The organism is Salipiger sp. ABN3_019 (genome assembly GCF_056158605.1).
In genome coordinates, this window is sequence record NZ_JBSWTP010000003.1 from 221,481 (window position 1) to 238,772 (window position 17,292).

Genomic DNA, 17,292 nt, shown 5'->3' on the forward strand with positions numbered 1-17,292 from the left:
AATGGCCGCGACGGGCCGTTGAAAACAGCCCCGCGCCGGGGAGGACGGCGCGGGGCTGAATGGGAGGGATCAGGCGGGGGCGAGCGCGGCTGCGCGACGCGACGCGATATACTGCTCGCGCAGCTCGCGGGTCAGCGCGCCGGGGGCCCCGTCGCCGATCACCTCGCCATCGATGCGCACCACCGGCACGACGAAGTTGGTGGCCGAGGTGATGAAGGCCTCGCGGGCGTCGCGCGCCTCGTCGGGGGTGAAGGCGCGTTCTTCGATCTCGACCCCATGGCGCGCCGCCAGTTCGAGCACCGCGGCGCGGGTTACGCCGGGCAGCAGCGCATGCGACAGCTCGCGGGTGATGAGCTTGCCGTCCTTGCTGACGATATGCGCGGTGGCGGCGCTGGCCTCGGTGACGAAGCCGTCCTCATGAAGCCATGCGTCATCGGCGCCGCGCGCCTTGGCTTCCATCTTCGCCATCGACGGGTAGAGCAGCTGCACGGTCTTGATGTCGCGGCGGCCCCAGCGCAGGTCGGGCAGCAGCGCGACCGAGATGCCGGTCTCGGCGGCGCGGTTCACCAGCACGTCCTTGGCTTGGGTGAACATCACCAGCGTCGGCTCGGTGCCCTCGGGCGGAAAGGCGAAATCGCGCTCGGCGACGCCGCGGCTGAGCTGCAGATAGATCAAGCCGCTCTTCATCTCGTTGCGCGCGACGATCTCGTGGTGCGCGGCCAGCAGCGCATCATCATCGAGCGGCAGCGTGAGGCCCAGTTCGGCGGCGGAGCGGCGCAGGCGCGCGGCGTGACCGGCATAGTCGAGCAGCGTGCCGTCGAGCACGCAGGTGACTTCGTAGATGGCATCGCCCATCAGGAAGGCGCGGTCGAAGATCGACACTTTCGCGTCTTCTTCGGGCAGCCACTGGCCGTTGAGGTAGACAATTCGGGACATGGTTCAGGATCTTCCGGGAGCAGCAAAGGGAGCGATGGTGACGCCGTTCTCTTCCAGCGACTTGCGCAGGGCGGCGGCGATCTGCGGCGCGCCGGCGGTGTCGCCGTGGATGCACAGCGTGGCGGGCTCCACCGGCAGGCGCTTGCCGCCAGTGGTGGGGATGCGCTTGTTCAGCACCATCTCCAGCACCTGTTCGGTGCTTTGGGCGATGTCGTGGATCACCGCGCCGGGCTGGCTGCGCGGGGTCAGCTCGCCCGCGTCGGTATAGCTGCGGTCAGCGTAGATCTCGCAGGCGACGCGCAGACCGGCCTTCTCGGCGGCCGTGTAGGTCTCGGAATAGGGCAGCGAGACGTAAATCAGCGAGGGATCCACCGTGGCGACGGCGCGGGCGCAGACGGCGGCCAGTTCAGGGTCGGTCGCGGCCATATTGCCAAGCGCGCCATGGGTCTTCACATGGGTCATCGGATGGCCCTCGGCCTCGGCCATGCCCTGCATCGCGGCGATCTGGTAGATCAGCTGCGCCTCGAGATCCTCGGGCCGCTCCCCCGAGATGCGGCGGCGCCCGAAGCCATAGAGGTCCATGAACGAGGGATGCGCGCCCACCGCCACGCCCGCCGCCTTGGCAAGCTGGATGGTGCGGCGCATGACCACCGGGTCACCGGCGTGAAAGCCGCAGGCGACATTGGCGGTTGTCACGGTTTCGAGCATCTTCGCGTCGTCGCCGATGGAATAGGCGCCAAAGCTCTCGCCCATGTCGCAGTTGAGGTCCAAGGTGACCGTCATTCGCTCCCTCCTGGGATCTGATCGTGGGTCTTGTCGTCCGGCGTGTCGGAGGCGCCGGAGCAGGCCCGTCGTTTGCCTGATTGCATTCTGGATACAGCTGGTATACTGAAAATGCAAGCAAGGCAGAAGAGGTTTTTGAATGAGCATCCAGGCGCATGATCCTGCGGGCAAACCGGGCAAGGTCCCGGCCTTTCTGGCGGTCGGTGACTCTGCGCTCGCGGTGCACTTCGGCGAGTCTGTGGACGCGGAGATCAACCGCCGGGTGATTGCGCTTGCCGAAAGCCTGACCGATCTGCCGCTCGACGGTGTGCTGGAATGCGTGCCGACCTACCGCTCGCTGCTGGTGAGCTATGATCCCGCGCGGCTGCGCGGTGCGGCGCTCGAGGCGGCACTGGCGCAGCGCGTCGCGCAACTGCAGCTGGGGGATGAGACCGCGCGCCGCTGGCGGGTGCCGGTGGTCTATGGCGGCGAGGTCGGGCTCGATCTCGAGGACCTCGCGCGCGAGAAGCAGCTCACCCCGGATGAGGTGATCGAGCTGCACAGCGCCGCCGAGTTCCGCGTCTATATGATCGGCTTTGCGCCGGGGTTCGCCTATCTTGGCGGTCTGCCCGAGGCGCTGCACACGCCGCGTCTGCCGAAACCGCGTATGTCGATCCCGGCGGGGGCCATCGGCATCGGCGGGCAGCAGGGCAGCATCAACTCGGTGACCGGCCCGTCGGGCTGGCGCTTCATCGGCTGGACGCCGTGGCGCGCTTTCGATCCCGCCCGCGTCGAGCCCTTTCTCTTCGCCGCCGGAGACCGGCTGAGCTTTGTGCCGGTCAGCGCCGCGGAAGGTGCGAAAATCGAGGCCGCGATCGCTGCCGGAGAGATGCTGCCGGAGGCGGTGCAATGAGCTTGGAAATTCTCAGCACCGGCCCGATGCTGTCTGTTCAGGACCAAGGACGCCACGGGCGCAAGCGCTTCGGCGTGCCCTCTGCGGGGGCGATGGATCGCCCCGCGATGGATCTGGCCAATGCGCTCTGCGGCAACGCTCTGACCGCCGCCGCGCTGGAGTTCACCGCCATCGGCGGCAGCTTCAAGGCGGGCCGCGCGCTGCGCCTTGCCGTGACCGGCGGCGAGTGCGACATCCGCATCGGCGAGCGTGTGCTCGGCGCCGGACAAAGCCATACGGTCGAGGCCGGCGAGGTGGTGAAGATCGGCGTGCTGAAGGGCGCGACCTGGGGCTATATCGCCGTGTCGGGCGGCATTGCCGTGCCCGAGGTTCTGGGCGCCCGCGCCACGCATCTGCGCTTTGCGCTTGGCGGGGTCGAGGGGCGCGCGCTGCAGCCGGGGGATCTGCTGCCGCTGGGCGAAGAGGGTGAGGGCGGTATTTGCCTGCGCCCGCGCGAGCCCGCTGCCCGCCCCGGCGCGATAGCCCCCGAACGGCCGATCCGCGTGGTGCTTGGCCCGCAGGACGATTATTTCGCGCCCGAGGTCATCGCGCAGCTGAAAACCGCGCGCTTTCGCATCACGCCGCAGCGCGACCGCATGGCGATGGTGCTGGACGGCCCGCCGCTGCCCGCCGCGCGCGGCCATGACATCGTCTCGGACGGCATCGTTTCGGGCGCCATTCAGGTGCCCTCGTCGGGCCAGCCGATGGTGCTGATGGCCAACTCGCAGACCACCGGCGGCTATCCCAAGATCGCCACCGTGATCTCTGCCGACCTGCCGCGCCTCGCGCAGCTGCCCACCGGCGCCGATCTGCGCTTCGAGATTGTAAGTCGCGACGAGGCCGAGGATATTCTGCTCGCCGAACGGGCACGACTGCATGAGGTGCTGGCGTCTCTGGTGCCCGCGACCGGGATGATGCTCAGTTCGGGCTTTCTGCTGTCGTGCAATCTTGCGGGCGGTATTGTCGAGCCCGAGGCCGTCATGGGCCGGGATCTGGAGCTATCGGAGGACACAGCGGCATGAGCGGCAAAAACCTTGCGGCGACCGCCTATCGGGAGCTGATCAGGCGCATTCTCGAGGGCGAGCTGAAGCCCGGCGACACGCTGCAGGAATCCCATCTGTGCACCGAGCTTGATATGTCGCGCACGCCGGTGCGCGAGGCCATCGCGCGGATCCGCAGCGAGGGGCTGGCCGAGCAAACGGGCCGCTTCCTGCGGGTGCGACGCATCAGCCCCGAAGAGATTGACGAGATCTTCTTTCTGCGCCGCGCGCTCGAACCCTCGGCGGTGCGCGCCGCCACCGGGCGGCTCACGCCCGAACAGATCGGCGCGCTGGAGGCCGATGTGCGCGGCCTCATGCAGCAGGGGCCGGGGCAGGACGATCTGCAATGGCACGTCGACCGCAAGTTCCACGCCTCCATTGCGATTGCGGCTGGCAATGCCGCCGCCGCCAAGGTCATTCAGGACCTGCACATGCGCACCTGCATCTTCGACCACCGCGTCGTGCCCGCGCGCTTCATCCGGGGCTGCGAAGAGCACCTCGCCCTGCTCGCCGCCATGCGCGGCGGCCTTCGCGACGAGGCGGCGGCCCTGATGGGCGCGCATCTCGACCACGCCCGCGACGCCATCTTCGAGCACCTCGGCAAGGTGCACACCGACCCTACCGAAAAGGCCCTCCGGACATGAAATGTCTCATCGTTCAGCCCGTGCATGACGCCGGGCTCGCCCTCCTGCGCAGCAATGGCATCGAGCCGGTGCCCTGCAGCGGCACCGACGCCGCCAGCATCGCCCGCTCGGTGCAGGGCTGCGACGCCGCGATCACCCGCGACGCGGGCTTCCCGCGCGAGGCGTTCGAGGCCGCCGACCGTCTGCGCGCCGTGGTGGTGCATGGCACCGGCCACAACGCTGTCGACAAGGAGGCCGCCATCGAGCGCGGCGTGCTGGTCGCCAACACCCCCGGCGCCAATGCGCAATCGGTGGCCGAACTGACCCTTGGCCTTGCGCTGGCGCTGGCGCGCGGCGTGCCGGGCGCAGACCGCTGGGAGCGCGCGGGCACGCCGGGCTTTCGCGAGTCGGTGAGTTTCCGCGAACTGTCGGGCAAGACTGTGCTGGTGGTCGGCTGGGGCAGCATCGGCAGCCGCTTCGGGCAGATGGCCGCAAGCGCCTTTGGCATGAAGGTTCTGGTGCATTCGCCGCGCGCCCGCGACATCGGCGGCTTCACCCGCGTCGGCAGCCTCGAAGAGGGGCTGGCGCAGGCCGATCTGGTGACGCTGCACACGCCGCTGCGCCCCGAGACGCACCACATGTTCAACGCCGTGCGCTTCGCCGCGATGAAGCCGGGTGCGCAGCTGGTCAACGTCGCGCGGGCCGAACTGGTCGATGAGGCGGCACTGGCGGGTGCTTTGGCCAGCGGCCATCTCGGCGGCGCGGCGCTGGACGTCTACAGCCATGGCGCACCCACCGGCCCGCTGGCGGCATTCTCCAACGTGATCTTCACGCCGCACCTTGGCGGCACCACCGAAGAGGCGCTGCGCCGCGTCGCCATGGGTGCGGCGGGCCATGTGGTCACCGCGCTGACCGGCGGCGTGCCCGAGACGGTGCTGACCCCGGTCCCGCAGGCACAAACCGCGGAGGCAAGCGCATGAGCGAGACACTCACCGCCCCGCCGCGCGCGCTTATCGCAGGCACCATCTCGCGCGTGCTGACCCGGGTGAACGCGATCACCGAAGACGGACCGGGCTGGACCCGTCCCTCCTACAGCGCGCTGGAAAGCGCGGCGCATGCGGTGATCGAGGAGGAGGCCCGCGCGCTCGGCTGCGAGGTCCGGCGCGATGCGGCGGGCAATCTCTTTGCCACGCTGCCGGGCCGCGACCCTTCGGCAACGCCGCTCTATATCGGCTCGCATCTCGATACGGTCAGCCAAGGCGGGGCCTATGACGGGCAGGCGGGGGTGATCGGCGCGCTGGCGGTGATCGCTGCGCTGCGCGATCAGGGCATCACCCCGGCCTCGGACATCGTGCTGATCGTCACCCGCGCCGAGGAAAGCGTTTGGTTCCCAGTCTCTTACGCCGGCTCGCGCGCCGGGCTCGGCCGCCTGAACCCCGAGGATTTCGACGCTAAACGCTCCGACACCGGGCTCTCGCTGGCCGAGCACCTGAAGATGGAAGGCTTCGATCCCGACGCGGTGCGGAACATCGTGCCGCCCGCCCCGGCGCGCTTTCTGGAGTTCCACATCGAGCAGGGCCCGGTGCTGGATGATGCGGGCGAAGCCTATGCGGTGGTCGATGCGGTGCGTGGCGGTCTGCGCTATCGCAACGCGCAGGTGCATGGCACTTGGGCGCATTCGGGCGGCGCGCCGCGCGGCAGCCGTGCCGATGCGGTGGTCGCCATGGCCGATCTCATCCTCGCGATGGATGCGGTCTGGGCGCGGCTGCTGGACGCGGGTCACGATCTGACCGTAACCTTCGGCAAGCTCGACGCCGCCTCGCCGCAGCACGCCATGGCGAAAGTGCCGGGCCACGCGGGGTTCTGCCTCGATCTGCGCTCGGATGAGGTGGCGGTGCTGGAAGAGGCCGACGCGGCGCTGCAGGCAGAGATCGCCCGTATCGAGGCCGCCCGTCCCGGCATCCGTTTCGAACTCGGCGAGCAGAGCCGCTCGGCCCCGGCCCGGTTGTCGCCGTCGATGGCCGATTTCGTCGCGTCGGGTGCGGCGGCGCAAGGGGACAGCCCGCGCCGGATGCTCTCGGGCGGTGGCCATGACGCGGCGGCCTTCGGCGCGGCGGGCTGGGACAGCGTGATGGTCTTCATCCGCAACTGGAACGGCAGCCATTGCCCCGAAGAAGCGATGGATGAGGCCGATCTCGCCCGCGCTGTCGCCGCCGTCTATCTCGCCATCGTGCAGGAGAGCGCCGGATGAGCGGAGCGACGCTGGCCGAAACCGCCTACGCGCGGCTGCGCGACGACATCGTCTCGGGCACGATCCCGGCGGAAACCGTGCTGTCGGAGCGCGCGCTGACCGAAACGCTGGGTGTGTCGCGCACGCCGCTGCGCGCAGCGATCTCGCGCCTCGAGAGCGAGGGCATGGTCGATCGGCTGAGCAATGGCGTGGTGCTGGTGCGGTCGGTGACGGTCGAGCAGCTTTTGCAGATCGTGCATCTGCGCCAGACGCTGGAAAGCGCCGCCGCGGGCCGTGCCGCGCGTTTCGGCGCCACCGAGCGGCTGCTGGAAATTCGTGCGCAGATGCAGGCCATCGTCGACGGTGACCCGGTCAGTTTCGATGCCTTCTGGCAGGCCGACGGCGCTTTTCACCACGCGGTGGCCGAGGCTGCTCGGCTCGATCTTCTGCCCGCCATCCTCGATGAGCAGCGCGGCATCGCGCGGCGCTGCTCGCTGACCCGCACCTATGACACTTTCGTCGATCAGGCGCGCGAGCATGTCGAGATCATCGACGCCATCGCCGCGCATGACGCAGAGCTCGCCGCGGCCCGCATGGCCGGGCATTTCGATCACGTCCGGGCGCGGTTCCTCGGCACGTTCAACGCTTCCTGAGGACCCCATGAACCAGATACTCCAGACCCCTGCCGCGCTCGCGGGCAGCGCCGCCGTTTTTCCCGCCGAGGAGTTCCGCGCGCGCGCCGCCGCGCTGCAGGCACGCCTCCGCGCCGAGGGGGCCGACGCCCTGCTGCTGACCGGGCCGGAAAACATCTTTTGGACCGCCGGGCGCCAGACCGCGGGTTATTTCGCCTTTCAGGCGCTGATCATGCCTGCCGAGGGCGCGCCGGTGCTGCTGGTACGGCAGCTCGAAGAGACCGGCGCCCGCGCCGATGCGTGGTTCGATAGGGTCCACACATGGCAGGACGGGCAGGACCCGGCGGCGGCGCTGGCCGCGCTGGTGCGCGCGCAGGGCATCAAGCGTCTGGCGGTCGAGCGCTCGGGCTGGTTCGTCAGCCCCGACATGATGGGCCGGATCGAGACCGCGCTCTCGGGCGTGTCGCTGCTTGACGGCTCGGGCTGGACCGAAGCGCTGCGCGCGGTAAAATCGCCGCGCGAGCTTGCCGCGCTGCGGCTGGCGGCGGGCTATGCCGAAGCGGGCATGGCCGCCGCGATCGAGGCCTGCCGCGCCGGAGCCAGCGAGAACACCATTGCCGCCGCGATGACCGCCGCTGCGATCGAGGCCGGATCCGAGGCGATGGCGATGGAGCCGCTGGTCAGTTCCGGCCCGCGCTCGGGCATCCCGCACGCCACATGGCGGCGGCGTCTGCTCGAAGAAGGCGACGGCGTCTTCCTCGAACTGGCCGCCAGCCATGACCGCTACCACGCCGCGCTGATGCGCTCGGTCTGGATCGGCACACCGCCCGAGACCGCGCAGCGGATGATGGACACGGCGCTGCGCGGCCTTGATGCGGCGCTGGCGGCAATGCGCCCCGGCGTGGCCTGCTCGGTCCCGCATGAGGCGGCGCAGCAGGTCATCGATGCCGCGGGCTTCACCGCCGCCTTCCGCAAGCGCGCGGGCTATTCCATGGGCGCGGCCTTTGCACCGGACTGGGGCGAGGGCGCGATCCTGTCGCTCTTCACCGGCGTCGAGACGCCGCTTGAACCGGGCATGGTGTTCCACCTGCCCATCACCCTGCGCGACTACGGGCGCTTTACGGTGGGCGTTTCGGAAACGGTGATCGTCACCGAGACCGGCGCCGAACCTCTGTCGTCACTGCCGCGCCAGATCACCCTTCGCTGACACACTCAAGGCATTGGAACGCACTATGAAATCCCTCTTCCACCTCGCGATTCACGTCAAAGACCTCGACGAGACCCGCGCCTTCTACGGCGATGTGCTCGGCTGCGAGGAAGGCCGCTCGACCGACACTTGGGTCGATTTCGACTTCTTCGGCCACCAGCTGTCGCTGCACCTCGGCGAGCCCTTTCCTGTGACGCGCACCGGCAAGGTCGGCGAGCATATGGTGATGATGCCGCACATGGGTGCGGTGCTGCGCCTCGACGATTGGAAGGCGCTGGCGGCGCGGCTGCAGGAGAAGGGCATCACGTTCGACATCCCGCCGGTGATCCGTTTTGAGGGCGAGCCGGGCGAGCAGCGGACGATGTTCTTCTTCGATCCGTCGGGCAACCCGATCGAGATCAAGGGCTTTGCCGATTTCGACGGCCTCTTCGCCTCCTGATCCGTAAGTCCCTGAAACGAAAAAGCCCCCGGCCAGATGGCCGGGGGCTTTTTCATGCGCGGAGCCTCCGTGAGTGGTGGCTGCGGGGCCTTAGCCCCGCATCAGGTCCGGCACGATGCTGACGATCTGCGGAAAGAGCGCGATCAGGAAGACGAAGGCCGCCATGATCAGGAAGAACGGCATGGTCGCGCGGGTGATCTTGCCGATGCTGTCGCCGGTGAGGCGCTGCAGAACCGTCAGGTTGAAGCCCACCGGAGGCGAGATCTGCGCCATCTCGACGACGATCACGATGAACACACCGAACCAGACCTTGTCATAGCCCGCGGCCTCGACCAGCGGCAGGGTGATCGGCAGCGTCATGACGATGATCGCCAGCCCTTCCATCACCATGCCGAGCAGGATGTAGAACACCAGCAGCACGGCGATCAGCGCCAGCGGCGACAGGCCCCAGCCGTTGATCACCCCGGCGATGTAGCGCGGCAGGCCGAGATAGCCGATGGCGGTCGACAGGAACATGGCGCCGACCATGATGAGGCCGATCATCGCGCTGTTCTCGGCGGCCTGACGGGCGGCGGCGAGCAGCCCCTTGAGGTCGAGTTTGCGCTGCGCGAAACCGATCACCATGGCGCCGATGACACCTGCGGCTGCGGCCTCGGTGGGCGAGGCGATGCCGCCATACATCGAGCCGATGACAAAGACGATCAGCAGCAGCAGCGGGCCAAGGTCGGTGAGCGCGCGCAGCTTGTCCATCAGGCTCGACGGGGGCGGGGCCTCGCCGATGGTCTCGGGCGAGAGTTTCGCGCGGATGCCGATGTAGCCCATATAAGCCACCGCCAGCAGCGCGCCGGGCAGGATGCCCGCCATGAAGAGGCGCAGGATCAATTCCTCGGCCATGACGCCGTAGATGATCATGATGGTCGAGGGCGGGATCAGGAACCCCAGCGTGCCGGCGCCGGCCAGCGAGCCGATCACCAGATTGCGGTCGTAGCCGCGCTTCAGCAGCTCGCCCGCGGTGATCCGTCCCACCGTCACCGTGGTCGCAGCGGACGAGCCGCAGACCGAGGCGAAGAGCGTGCAGCCCAGCACGTTGATATGGGTCAGCCGTCCCGGCACGCGGCGCAGCCACGGGGTGAGGCCGGTGAAGAGCGAGGCCGAGATATTGGTGCGGAACAGCACTTCGGCCATCAGGATGAACAGCGGCAGCGCCAGCAGTTCCGGCGAGGAGAGCACGTTCCACGATTGCTGCGAGAGCAGTTTCAGGAAGGGCATCTGCGGGCGGAACAGCGCGATCATCGCCACGCCGGTGGCAATGAGGCCAAGGCCGATCCACAGGCCCGAGCCCAGCAGCAGGACCATGATCCCCACCAGGGAGGTTGCAATTTGCGTCATCGCGGCGCCTTTCGGGAAGTGTCTGTGTGGGGGACGTCGGTGTGTCGGGTCATTCGATCGCCGCGCCCTCGGCGAGCCGTTCTCCGCGGCTCAGGCGCAGAAGTTGTGCCGCGCATTGCAGCGTCAGGATGATGGCGCCAAGCGCGACGAGGCTCTGCGGCCAGACCAGCGGTGTGCGCATGACGGTGGACGAGGTGGAGCCGCGCTGGAACGACAGCCATGCCATTTCGCTCAGCGCCCATGCGAGCGCGGCACAGGCGGCGAGACCTGCGAGGCAGGCGCCGAACTCGATCACCCGCGACAGCGGGCGCGGCACACTCTCCAGCACGGCGGTGACGCGCACATGCGCGCCCCGGCGCAGCGCGTCGGCGGCCCCCATCATGAAGGCGGTGCCCATGGCATAGGCCGAATAGTCCCAGGAGAAGGGCAGCGAGCGTCCAAAGAGATTTCGCGAGACGATCTCGGCGGTAATCATCACGAGGATCGCCAGAAGGGCGAGCCCGGCGATGAGGTTGCCCGCCCGCGTCACCGCATCAATCGGCGCGATGAGCGCGCCGAACCGCCCCGAGGGTGTCGAGGCGGGGCTCTGGTCCGGGCTTTGATCCAGGCTGTTGTCCGACCTGTTGTCCATGGCGTTCACCATCCTTGCGGCCTTCTTTTGGGGGCAGAATGCAGGACCGGGCCCCTGTGCCGGGGCCCGGTCCGCTGGATCACTCTCCGCGCACGGCGAGGTAGTTGTCGATCACCGGCGCGGCTTCGGGCACACGCTCTTTGAACTCGTCCCAGAGCGGGCGGGCGGCCTCGATCAGCGCGGCCTGAAGCTCTTTGGACGGGGCCGAGACGGTCATGCCGTTCTCTTCGAGCGTGGCGATCTTGGCGGCGTCCTCATTGGCCGAGTTCAGCCAGAAGTCACCCTCGAGCGAGGCGGCCACGGCTTCGATGGCTTCCTGATCTTCGACGTCCAGCGCGTTCCACGCGTCGAGGTTCACGGTGACGATGTTCGAGGAGGCCTGCCAGTTGAAGGTGCTCATGTTGTCCATGAACTCCCAGAACGCGCCATCGACGCCGGACGACGACGAGGTGGTCACGCCCTTGATGGTGCCAGCGGCGAGCGAGGGAACCACTTCGCCCCAAGGCATCTGCAGCGGCGCGGCGCCGAGCGCGTTGAAGAAGGCGTCGCCATTGGCGTCGACGACGCGGATGGTCAGACCCTTGAGGTCCTCGATGGTCTCGATCTTGTTCGGCGAATAGACCGCCTGACCCGGCCACGGGGTCATGTAGAGCAGCTTTTGGTTCATGCCTTCGGCGATATCCTCGACCATCGGGCGGTAGAACTTGTGCAGCAGCGCGAGGTCGGGAAGCGTCGGGGCGAGGTAGGGCAGGGTTTCGACACCCAGCGCCGGGTTCTCGCCGACCTGCTGGCTCATCAGGATGTCGGCGATCGGCACCAGACCGTCACGCACGGCGGCCATGCCTTCGGGGCCCTTGATGCCAAGCGCGCCGCCCGAGTGCACGGTGATCTGCACGTCGCCATCGGTGGCGTCGGCGACCTGCTCTGCGAAGGTCATCGCGTTCTTGGTGTGGAAGTTGCCTTCCGGCCAGACGACGGACATGTCCCATGCTGTCTGTGCCGCGACAGCCGAGCCCAGCGTGATGCCCAAGCTGGCGATGGCGATGCCAATTCCATGTTTCATTGAGAGAACCCCTGTTGGCGTTTTTCACGGTGACCGCTCACCGCGATCTGCGGAGTTTCAGTATACCACCTGTATCCGTAAGGAAGGCTGTGAACGCCTAAACCTGCTCTGAGACATAAGGTGAGTAATATTTAGGCGGTATTGGTGCAGTATAGTCCGAAAAATGGTCGCTCTGAATCAAATGCCGCAGCGGCAGCTGCGGCAGAAGCTGCTGCGCCTCAGGGTACGAGCCGGCGAGCCGGAATGTGGATTCTCATGCGGAGTTAGGCTCTCGGGCAGAGCGTGCAGATCTGCGCAGGCGGGGCTGGCGCGCCCCGCCGCCGTCAGAAATCGAGCCCGAGATCGAGGGTCGACACCGAATGGGTCAGCGCGCCCGAGGAGATGTAGTTGACGCCGGTGGCCGCAACCTCGGCGATGCGCTCCAGCTTCATGTTGCCGGAGGCCTCGAGGACCAGCCGACCCGCGGTCATCGCCACCGCCTCGCGCAGGCTGGGCGTGTCCATATTGTCGAGCAGCACCACGTCGGCGCCGCCCTCGTCCAGCACTTCGGCCAGCTGATCGAGCGTATCCACCTCGATCTCCACCCGCACCATATGCGAGGCCTGCCCTTTGATCGCCTGCAGCACCGGGCGGATGCCCCCCGCCGCCGCGATGTGGTTGTCCTTCACCAGAATGGCATCAGAGAGCGAGAAACGATGGTTGAGGCCGCCGCCGTGCAGCACCGCCTGTTTCTCGACGAGGCGCAGGCCGGGGGTGGTCTTGCGGGTGCAGGTGATGCGCGTGTTGGTGCCGCGGGTCTCGGCGACGAAGGCGGCGGTCATCGTGGCGACCCCCGACAGACGGCCCGCGAAATTCAGCGCGACGCGCTCGGCAGAGAGGATCGAGGCGGCGGGGCCAGAGATCTCCATCAACACATCGCCGGGGGTGATGGGATCGCCATCGACCTTGTGCTGAGTCAGCACCAGCGAGGGATCGACCATGTGAAACGCCATGCGGGCGATCTGCATCCCCGACACCACACCCGGGTCGCGGGCGCAGAGCCGCGCGGTATAGCGCGTGCCCTCGGGGATCACCGTGCGGGTGGTCAGATCGCCATAAGTGCCCAGATCCTCCATCAGCGCGCTGCGCACCAACGGGTCGAGGATCATGTCGGGCAGCGGGGGCAGGGACATCAGGCGGGTTCCTTCTGGAGCGTATCGCGAAGGCGCAGGGCCTCCGTCAGGGTCATGCGGCTGCGGGAGCCGGTCTCGGCTGTTTCTTGCGTGGCATCCGAGCGGAAATGCGCGCCGCGGCTCTCGGTCCGCGCCAGCGCGGCGGCGGCGATCAGCGTTGCCGTGGCGGTCATATTGCGCAGCGCCGTGCAATGCGGCTGCGCGGCCTCCACGGCGGCGATCTCGCGCAGGCAGGCGGACAGGCCCGAGGCGTCGCGGATCACCCCCGCACCCGCCGTCATCGCCGCGCGCAGCCGGGCGACGAGAGCGGGGTCGGGAACCTCGGCGGGGCCGGTCTGCGGCAGGGTAAGCTCCGGCGCCCCGCTCGCCTCGCCAAGCGCGGCGGCCATATCGGTGGCGCAGCGGCGGGCGTAGACCAGCGCCTCCAGCAGCCCGTTCGAGGCCAGACGGTTGGCGCCGTGCAGACCGGTCGAGGCGACCTCACCGCAGGCCCAAAGCCCGCGCAGGGAACTGCGTCCGGCGGCGTCGGTCTCGATGCCGCCCATATGGTAATGCGCGGCGGCGGCGACCGGGATGGGCTGCTGCGCCGGGTCGATCCCGGCGCGGGCGCAGGCGGCGGCGACGCCCGGAAACTCCTGATGGATGCGATCGCCGAGCGCGGCGCGCGTGTCGAGCATGGGGCGCAGCCCGGCGCGGCTTTGGGCATAGACCGCGCGGGCAACCACATCGCGCGGTGCCAGCTCGCGATCGGGGTGCTGCCCGTCCATGAAGCGCTCGCCCAGCCGGTTGATCAGCACCGCCCCCTCGCCGCGCAGTGCCTCGGTGGCCAGCGGCGCGGGGTCGAGGCCGATGTCCATTGCGGTGGGGTGGAACTGCACGAACTCCATGTCGGCCATCACCGCGCCCGCGCGGGCGGCAAGCCCGGCCACCTGCCCGCGGATGCGCGCGGGGTTGGTGGTCAGCGCATATAGCCCGCCAGAGCCGCCCCCCGCCAAGAGCACCGCCGGCGCGGTCAGGGCCACGGGCGCGCCGCCGCCCGAGGGCGCCAGTTCGACCCCGCTGACCCGTCCCGCCGCGCTGCGCAGCCCGGTGGCGAGCCAGCCCTCGAGCAGACGCACCGAAGGCGTCTGCCGGAGCTGCGCGGCCAGCGCGCGCATGATCTCGGCCCCGGCCTGATCGCCGCGCACCCGCACCACGCGGGCAAAGGCATGGGCGGCCTCGCGCGACAGCAGGTAGCCGCCCGCCGCGTCGCGGTCGAAGGGCGCGCCAAGATCGGTGAGGGTGAGAATATGGTCCCGCGCCTCGCGGGTGACCGAGCGCGCCACCTCCGCGTCGACGATGCCCGCCCCGGCGCGCAGCGTGTCGGCGGCATGGGCTTCGGGGCTGTCGGGCTGCGCCATGGCGGCGGCGACCCCGCCCTGTGCCCACGCCGAGCTTGCGCCACTGCCCAGCGGATCGGGCGAGACCAGCAGCACCGGGCGCGGCGCCAACGCCAGCGCCGCATAGAGCGCCGCAAGACCGGCGCCGACGATCACCACCCGGCCGGTGGATATCTCTTGCATGGGCTCAGGCAGCGCTGCGCTGCGACAGATCGATCATCCGCTGCACCGCCAGCCGCGCGCCTTCGGCGATGGTGGGATCGACCTCGACCGCGCCCTCCATGCTGTGCAGCGACCACAGCACCTTCTCGAGGGTGATCATCTTCATGTAGGGGCACATGTTGCACGGGCCGACGAACTCCACGCCCGGCAGCGCGTCCGAGATGTTCGAGGCCATCGAGCATTCGGTGACCAGCATCGCCTTGCCCGGCTGCTCGCGGTTCACATAGTCGATGATCCCGGCGGTGGAGCCCGAGAAATCCGCCTCGGCCACCACGTCGGGCGGGCATTCGGGGTGGGCGATGATGCGGGTGTCGGGCTGCCAGCTGCGGAAGTCGCGCAACTCGGCGGCGGTGAAGCGTTCGTGCACGATGCACGAGCCGTCGTACCAGACGATGTTCTTCTGCGGCACCTGCTTGGCGACGTTCTGAGCGAGGTATTTGTCGGGGGTCATGATGACCGTCTCAGCATCGAGCGCGGCGACGATCTGCGCGGCATTTGACGAGGTGCAGCAGATGTCCGACGCGGCCTTCACCTCGGCGGAGGTGTTCACATAGGTGACCACCGGCGCGCCCGGATAGCGGCGGCGCATCTCGGCGATTCCCTCGGGGGTGATGCTTTCGGCCAGCGAACAGCCCGCGTCCATATCGGGGATCAGCACGGTCTTCTCGGGGCTGAGGATCTTTGAGGTCTCGGCCATGAAATGCACACCGCATTGCACGATCACATCGGCCTTCACCTTGGTGGCCTCGATCGCCAGTTGCAGGCTGTCGCCCACGACATCGGCGATGCCGTGATAAATCTGCGGCGTCATGTAGTTATGCGCCAGAACGACGGCGTTGCGCTCTCTCTTCAGGCGGTTGATCGCCTCGACATAGGGGGCATGGATCGCCCAGTCGGCGGGGGTCACGACGCGGCTCATGCTGGCGTAAAGATCGCCAAGCCGTTCCGCCGCCTCGAGCGAGGGGGCGAGGTCGTAATGGCGGCCGAGCGTGTCGGCGATGGTGGTCTGGTCGAGCATGACCTGCTCCTCCTGAAGGTCTTGTGCCGACGTCCGGCATTAGACCCAAGCTGACCTAAGGACAAGGCGGCGGGGCGATAAAGTGAACCATTGTGTCGCAGGCAGCCACGCGGATGACCGGGCACAGGCGGCGTATTTCGGTGATTGACCGGCGGCATTCAGCGCCTATGCTCGGGCCAACGTCAGGGGAGTCCCGCCATGGGGACTGAGAGGCTGACAGGGACGCCGCGGCGTTCCGGTGACGCGACCCTTTGAACCTGACCCAGTTGACGCTGGCGTAGGAAGACCGAAGGGCAATCTTCTCCGAAGCAGCACGCGCGGGGTCGTCCTTTCGGGCCATCGGCCCCTGTTGTGCATCCATATGCGCGGGGCCTGTGGCCCCTTTCTCCGTCCATCTTTGGCTTTGGGTCTTTGGCTTGGGTCCCTTGGTTTGGGACCTCTGGAGGAGGAGCGCGCGATGGACGCAAGGATTTCTGTGCTCGGCGGCGGTGTGGCGGGGCTTTGCGCCGCGCTGGCGCTGGCCGAGCGCGGCCTTGAGGTGGAGCTGATCGTGCCCGAGGGCGCGCCGCCGCCCGCCTCAAAGCTGGCGGGCGGCATGCTGGCGCCCTTCTGCGAGGGGGAGAGTGCCCCGCCCGAGATCACCCGGCGTGGGCAGGCGGCGCTTGGCTGGTGGCGGGCACGCACGGCGAGCTTTCGCCAGAGCGGCACGCTGGTCCTCGCCCCGCCGCGCGACCGGGCGGAGCTGACCCGCTTTGCCCGCGCCACCACCGGCCATACTCTCGTCGATCCCGGCACGCTGGAGCCCGAGCTTTCGGGCCGCTTCGCCTCGGGGCTGTTCTTTGCTGAGGAGGCGCATCTCGATCCGGGCGCTGCCATGGCCGATTTGCGCGCGGCGCTTGCCGCCCGCGGGGTGCGGATGCATGGCGGCGCGCCGTCGGGGCGCATCGTCGATTGCCGGGGCATGGCGGCGCGGGACCATCTGCCCGCTCTGCGCGCGGTGCGGGGCGAGATGCTGGAGCTTCATGCACCCGGCGTGCGGCTGACCCGCACCATTCGGCTGCTGCACCCGCGCTTTGCCTGTTACATCGTCCCGCGCGCTGCGGGGCGCTACATGATCGGCGCGACGATGATCGAAAGCGCGGATCCCGGCCCGGTCACCGCCCGCGCGGTGATGGAACTGCTGTCGGCGGCCTACACGGTGCACCCCGGCTTTGCCGATGCGGCGCTGATCACGGCGGGGGCGGGGCTGCGCCCGGCGTTCCCCGACAATCTTCCGGCGCTGCGCCGCACGCCGGGACGCATTCATCTCAACGGTATGTATCGCCACGGGTTTCTCATGGCGCCGGTCCTTGCCGAGGAACTGGCGGATGAGATCGTGGCGCTAAGGGAGGAGACCCATGCAAATTGATCTCAACGGCCAGAAGCTGGCCACGACTGCCAAGACGCTGGAGGCGCTTCTGGCCGAACAGGGCGTGGACGCTGGCAGTGTCGCGACCGCGCTCGACGGGGCCTTCGTGCCGCGCGGGCTGCGCGCCACAACGCCGCTGAGCGAGGGCGCGAAGGTCGAAGTTCTGTCGCCGATGCAGGGGGGCTGAGC

Annotated in this window: 18 protein-coding genes; 10 read left to right on the top strand and 8 right to left on the bottom strand. The window is 68.6% G+C overall.

The annotated features are described in order from the left end of the window. Positions 1-69: 69 nt before the first annotated feature. Positions 70-936 (bottom strand): D-amino-acid transaminase, encoded by an 867-nt coding sequence (locus ACXAD2_RS03615; protein WP_475166979.1) that lies wholly within the window; start codon positions 934-936, stop codon positions 70-72. 3 nt (positions 937-939) lie between these two features. Then, on the bottom strand, positions 940-1,719 hold the full coding sequence (locus tag ACXAD2_RS03620) for a LamB/YcsF family protein (RefSeq protein WP_475166980.1): 780 nt from the start codon (positions 1,717-1,719) through the stop codon (positions 940-942). A gap of 139 nt (positions 1,720-1,858) precedes the next feature. Here ACXAD2_RS03620 and pxpB point away from each other — a divergent pair, with 139 nt between their 5' ends. Genes pxpB through ACXAD2_RS03660 form a run of 8 tightly spaced genes read left to right on the top strand, consistent with a single transcriptional unit; the run spans position 1,859 to position 8,821 of the window. Beyond that, entirely contained in the window at positions 1,859-2,611 is a 753-nt protein-coding gene (gene pxpB, locus ACXAD2_RS03625; protein WP_475166984.1) for a 5-oxoprolinase subunit PxpB, read from the top strand. Beyond that, positions 2,608-3,672, top strand: a complete 1,065-nt coding sequence (locus tag ACXAD2_RS03630; protein WP_475166987.1) for a 5-oxoprolinase subunit C family protein — start codon at positions 2,608-2,610, stop codon at positions 3,670-3,672. The genes pxpB and ACXAD2_RS03630 overlap by 4 nt, the downstream gene beginning before the upstream one ends. Next, a complete protein-coding gene (locus ACXAD2_RS03635; protein ID WP_475166989.1) occupies positions 3,669-4,334 on the top strand; it encodes a GntR family transcriptional regulator in 666 nt (221 codons plus the stop codon). The genes ACXAD2_RS03630 and ACXAD2_RS03635 overlap by 4 nt, the downstream gene beginning before the upstream one ends. Further along, complete coding sequence (locus ACXAD2_RS03640) at positions 4,331-5,293, top strand: NAD(P)-dependent oxidoreductase (protein WP_475166993.1); 963 nt, start codon at positions 4,331-4,333, stop codon at positions 5,291-5,293. Before ACXAD2_RS03635 ends, ACXAD2_RS03640 begins: the two co-directional genes overlap by 4 nt. After that, complete coding sequence (locus ACXAD2_RS03645) at positions 5,290-6,564, top strand: hydantoinase/carbamoylase family amidase (RefSeq protein WP_475166994.1); 1,275 nt, start codon at positions 5,290-5,292, stop codon at positions 6,562-6,564. Before ACXAD2_RS03640 ends, ACXAD2_RS03645 begins: the two co-directional genes overlap by 4 nt. Then, the gene (locus ACXAD2_RS03650) at positions 6,561-7,196 is read left to right on the top strand and encodes a GntR family transcriptional regulator (RefSeq protein WP_164185474.1); all 636 of its coding nucleotides are present in this window, start codon (positions 6,561-6,563) and stop codon (positions 7,194-7,196) included. The genes ACXAD2_RS03645 and ACXAD2_RS03650 overlap by 4 nt, the downstream gene beginning before the upstream one ends. Before the next feature lie 7 nt (positions 7,197-7,203). Further along, positions 7,204-8,382: a M24 family metallopeptidase gene (locus tag ACXAD2_RS03655; RefSeq protein ID WP_475166997.1), complete on the top strand. Its 1,179-nt coding sequence runs from the start codon at positions 7,204-7,206 to the stop codon at positions 8,380-8,382. A 25-nt stretch (positions 8,383-8,407) separates the two neighbouring features. Then, positions 8,408-8,821 carry a VOC family protein gene (locus tag ACXAD2_RS03660; RefSeq protein ID WP_475167001.1) on the top strand — a complete coding sequence of 138 codons (414 nt, stop codon included), beginning with the start codon at positions 8,408-8,410 and terminating at the stop codon, positions 8,819-8,821. 90 nt (positions 8,822-8,911) lie between these two features. On the opposite strand, the gene ACXAD2_RS03665 is transcribed toward ACXAD2_RS03660, so the two are convergent. The 6 genes from ACXAD2_RS03665 to nadA all read right to left on the bottom strand — a co-directional run bounded on the left by ACXAD2_RS03665 (position 8,912) and on the right by nadA (position 15,695). Beyond that, positions 8,912-10,210 carry a TRAP transporter large permease gene (locus ACXAD2_RS03665; RefSeq protein ID WP_475167004.1) on the bottom strand — a complete coding sequence of 433 codons (1,299 nt, stop codon included), beginning with the start codon at positions 10,208-10,210 and terminating at the stop codon, positions 8,912-8,914. A gap of 49 nt (positions 10,211-10,259) precedes the next feature. Next, entirely contained in the window at positions 10,260-10,841 is a 582-nt protein-coding gene (locus ACXAD2_RS03670) for a TRAP transporter small permease subunit (protein ID WP_475167007.1), read from the bottom strand. Positions 10,842-10,920: 79 nt separating this feature from the next. Beyond that, positions 10,921-11,904: a TRAP transporter substrate-binding protein gene (locus ACXAD2_RS03675; RefSeq protein ID WP_066111634.1), complete on the bottom strand. Its 984-nt coding sequence runs from the start codon at positions 11,902-11,904 to the stop codon at positions 10,921-10,923. Positions 11,905-12,227: 323 nt separating this feature from the next. Next, positions 12,228-13,076 carry a carboxylating nicotinate-nucleotide diphosphorylase gene (nadC, locus tag ACXAD2_RS03680; RefSeq protein ID WP_475167008.1) on the bottom strand — a complete coding sequence of 283 codons (849 nt, stop codon included), beginning with the start codon at positions 13,074-13,076 and terminating at the stop codon, positions 12,228-12,230. After that, complete coding sequence (locus ACXAD2_RS03685) at positions 13,076-14,638, bottom strand: L-aspartate oxidase (RefSeq protein ID WP_475167011.1); 1,563 nt, start codon at positions 14,636-14,638, stop codon at positions 13,076-13,078. The genes nadC and ACXAD2_RS03685 overlap by 1 nt, the downstream gene beginning before the upstream one ends. Before the next feature lie 4 nt (positions 14,639-14,642). Then, positions 14,643-15,695: a quinolinate synthase NadA gene (nadA, locus tag ACXAD2_RS03690; RefSeq protein ID WP_164182901.1), complete on the bottom strand. Its 1,053-nt coding sequence runs from the start codon at positions 15,693-15,695 to the stop codon at positions 14,643-14,645. Positions 15,696-16,152: 457 nt separating this feature from the next. On the opposite strand from nadA, the gene ACXAD2_RS03695 reads away from it, so the two are divergent. Continuing rightward, complete coding sequence (locus tag ACXAD2_RS03695) at positions 16,153-17,103, top strand: FAD-dependent oxidoreductase (RefSeq protein ID WP_475167015.1); 951 nt, start codon at positions 16,153-16,155, stop codon at positions 17,101-17,103. After that, the gene (thiS, locus tag ACXAD2_RS03700) at positions 17,093-17,290 is read left to right on the top strand and encodes a sulfur carrier protein ThiS (protein WP_475167017.1); all 198 of its coding nucleotides are present in this window, start codon (positions 17,093-17,095) and stop codon (positions 17,288-17,290) included. The genes ACXAD2_RS03695 and thiS overlap by 11 nt, the downstream gene beginning before the upstream one ends. Positions 17,291-17,292 lie beyond the last annotated feature (2 nt).

Excerpts from the sequence above, each read along its gene's own strand:
- ACXAD2_RS03615 (WP_475166979.1), bottom strand. The coding sequence starts at position 936 with ATGTCCCGAATTGTCTACCTCAACGGCCAGTGGCTGCCCGAAGAAGAC.
- ACXAD2_RS03655 (WP_475166997.1), top strand. The coding sequence starts at position 7,204 with ATGAACCAGATACTCCAGACCCCTGCCGCGCTCGCGGGCAGCGCCGCC.
- ACXAD2_RS03685 (WP_475167011.1), bottom strand. The coding sequence starts at position 14,638 with ATGCAAGAGATATCCACCGGCCGGGTGGTGATCGTCGGCGCCGGTCTT.
- ACXAD2_RS03695 (WP_475167015.1), top strand. The coding sequence starts at position 16,153 with ATGGACGCAAGGATTTCTGTGCTCGGCGGCGGTGTGGCGGGGCTTTGC.
- ACXAD2_RS03675 (WP_066111634.1), bottom strand. The coding sequence starts at position 11,904 with ATGAAACATGGAATTGGCATCGCCATCGCCAGCTTGGGCATCACGCTG.
- ACXAD2_RS03665 (WP_475167004.1), bottom strand. The coding sequence starts at position 10,210 with ATGACGCAAATTGCAACCTCCCTGGTGGGGATCATGGTCCTGCTGCTG.
- ACXAD2_RS03630 (WP_475166987.1), top strand. The coding sequence starts at position 2,608 with ATGAGCTTGGAAATTCTCAGCACCGGCCCGATGCTGTCTGTTCAGGAC.
- ACXAD2_RS03635 (WP_475166989.1), top strand. The coding sequence starts at position 3,669 with ATGAGCGGCAAAAACCTTGCGGCGACCGCCTATCGGGAGCTGATCAGG.
- pxpB (WP_475166984.1), top strand. The coding sequence starts at position 1,859 with ATGAGCATCCAGGCGCATGATCCTGCGGGCAAACCGGGCAAGGTCCCG.
- ACXAD2_RS03620 (WP_475166980.1), bottom strand. The coding sequence starts at position 1,719 with ATGACGGTCACCTTGGACCTCAACTGCGACATGGGCGAGAGCTTTGGC.
- ACXAD2_RS03640 (WP_475166993.1), top strand. The coding sequence starts at position 4,331 with ATGAAATGTCTCATCGTTCAGCCCGTGCATGACGCCGGGCTCGCCCTC.
- ACXAD2_RS03645 (WP_475166994.1), top strand. The coding sequence starts at position 5,290 with ATGAGCGAGACACTCACCGCCCCGCCGCGCGCGCTTATCGCAGGCACC.
- nadC (WP_475167008.1), bottom strand. The coding sequence starts at position 13,076 with ATGTCCCTGCCCCCGCTGCCCGACATGATCCTCGACCCGTTGGTGCGC.
- nadA (WP_164182901.1), bottom strand. The coding sequence starts at position 15,695 with ATGCTCGACCAGACCACCATCGCCGACACGCTCGGCCGCCATTACGAC.
- ACXAD2_RS03670 (WP_475167007.1), bottom strand. The coding sequence starts at position 10,841 with ATGGACAACAGGTCGGACAACAGCCTGGATCAAAGCCCGGACCAGAGC.
- thiS (WP_475167017.1), top strand. The coding sequence starts at position 17,093 with ATGCAAATTGATCTCAACGGCCAGAAGCTGGCCACGACTGCCAAGACG.
- ACXAD2_RS03660 (WP_475167001.1), top strand. The coding sequence starts at position 8,408 with ATGAAATCCCTCTTCCACCTCGCGATTCACGTCAAAGACCTCGACGAG.
- ACXAD2_RS03650 (WP_164185474.1), top strand. The coding sequence starts at position 6,561 with ATGAGCGGAGCGACGCTGGCCGAAACCGCCTACGCGCGGCTGCGCGAC.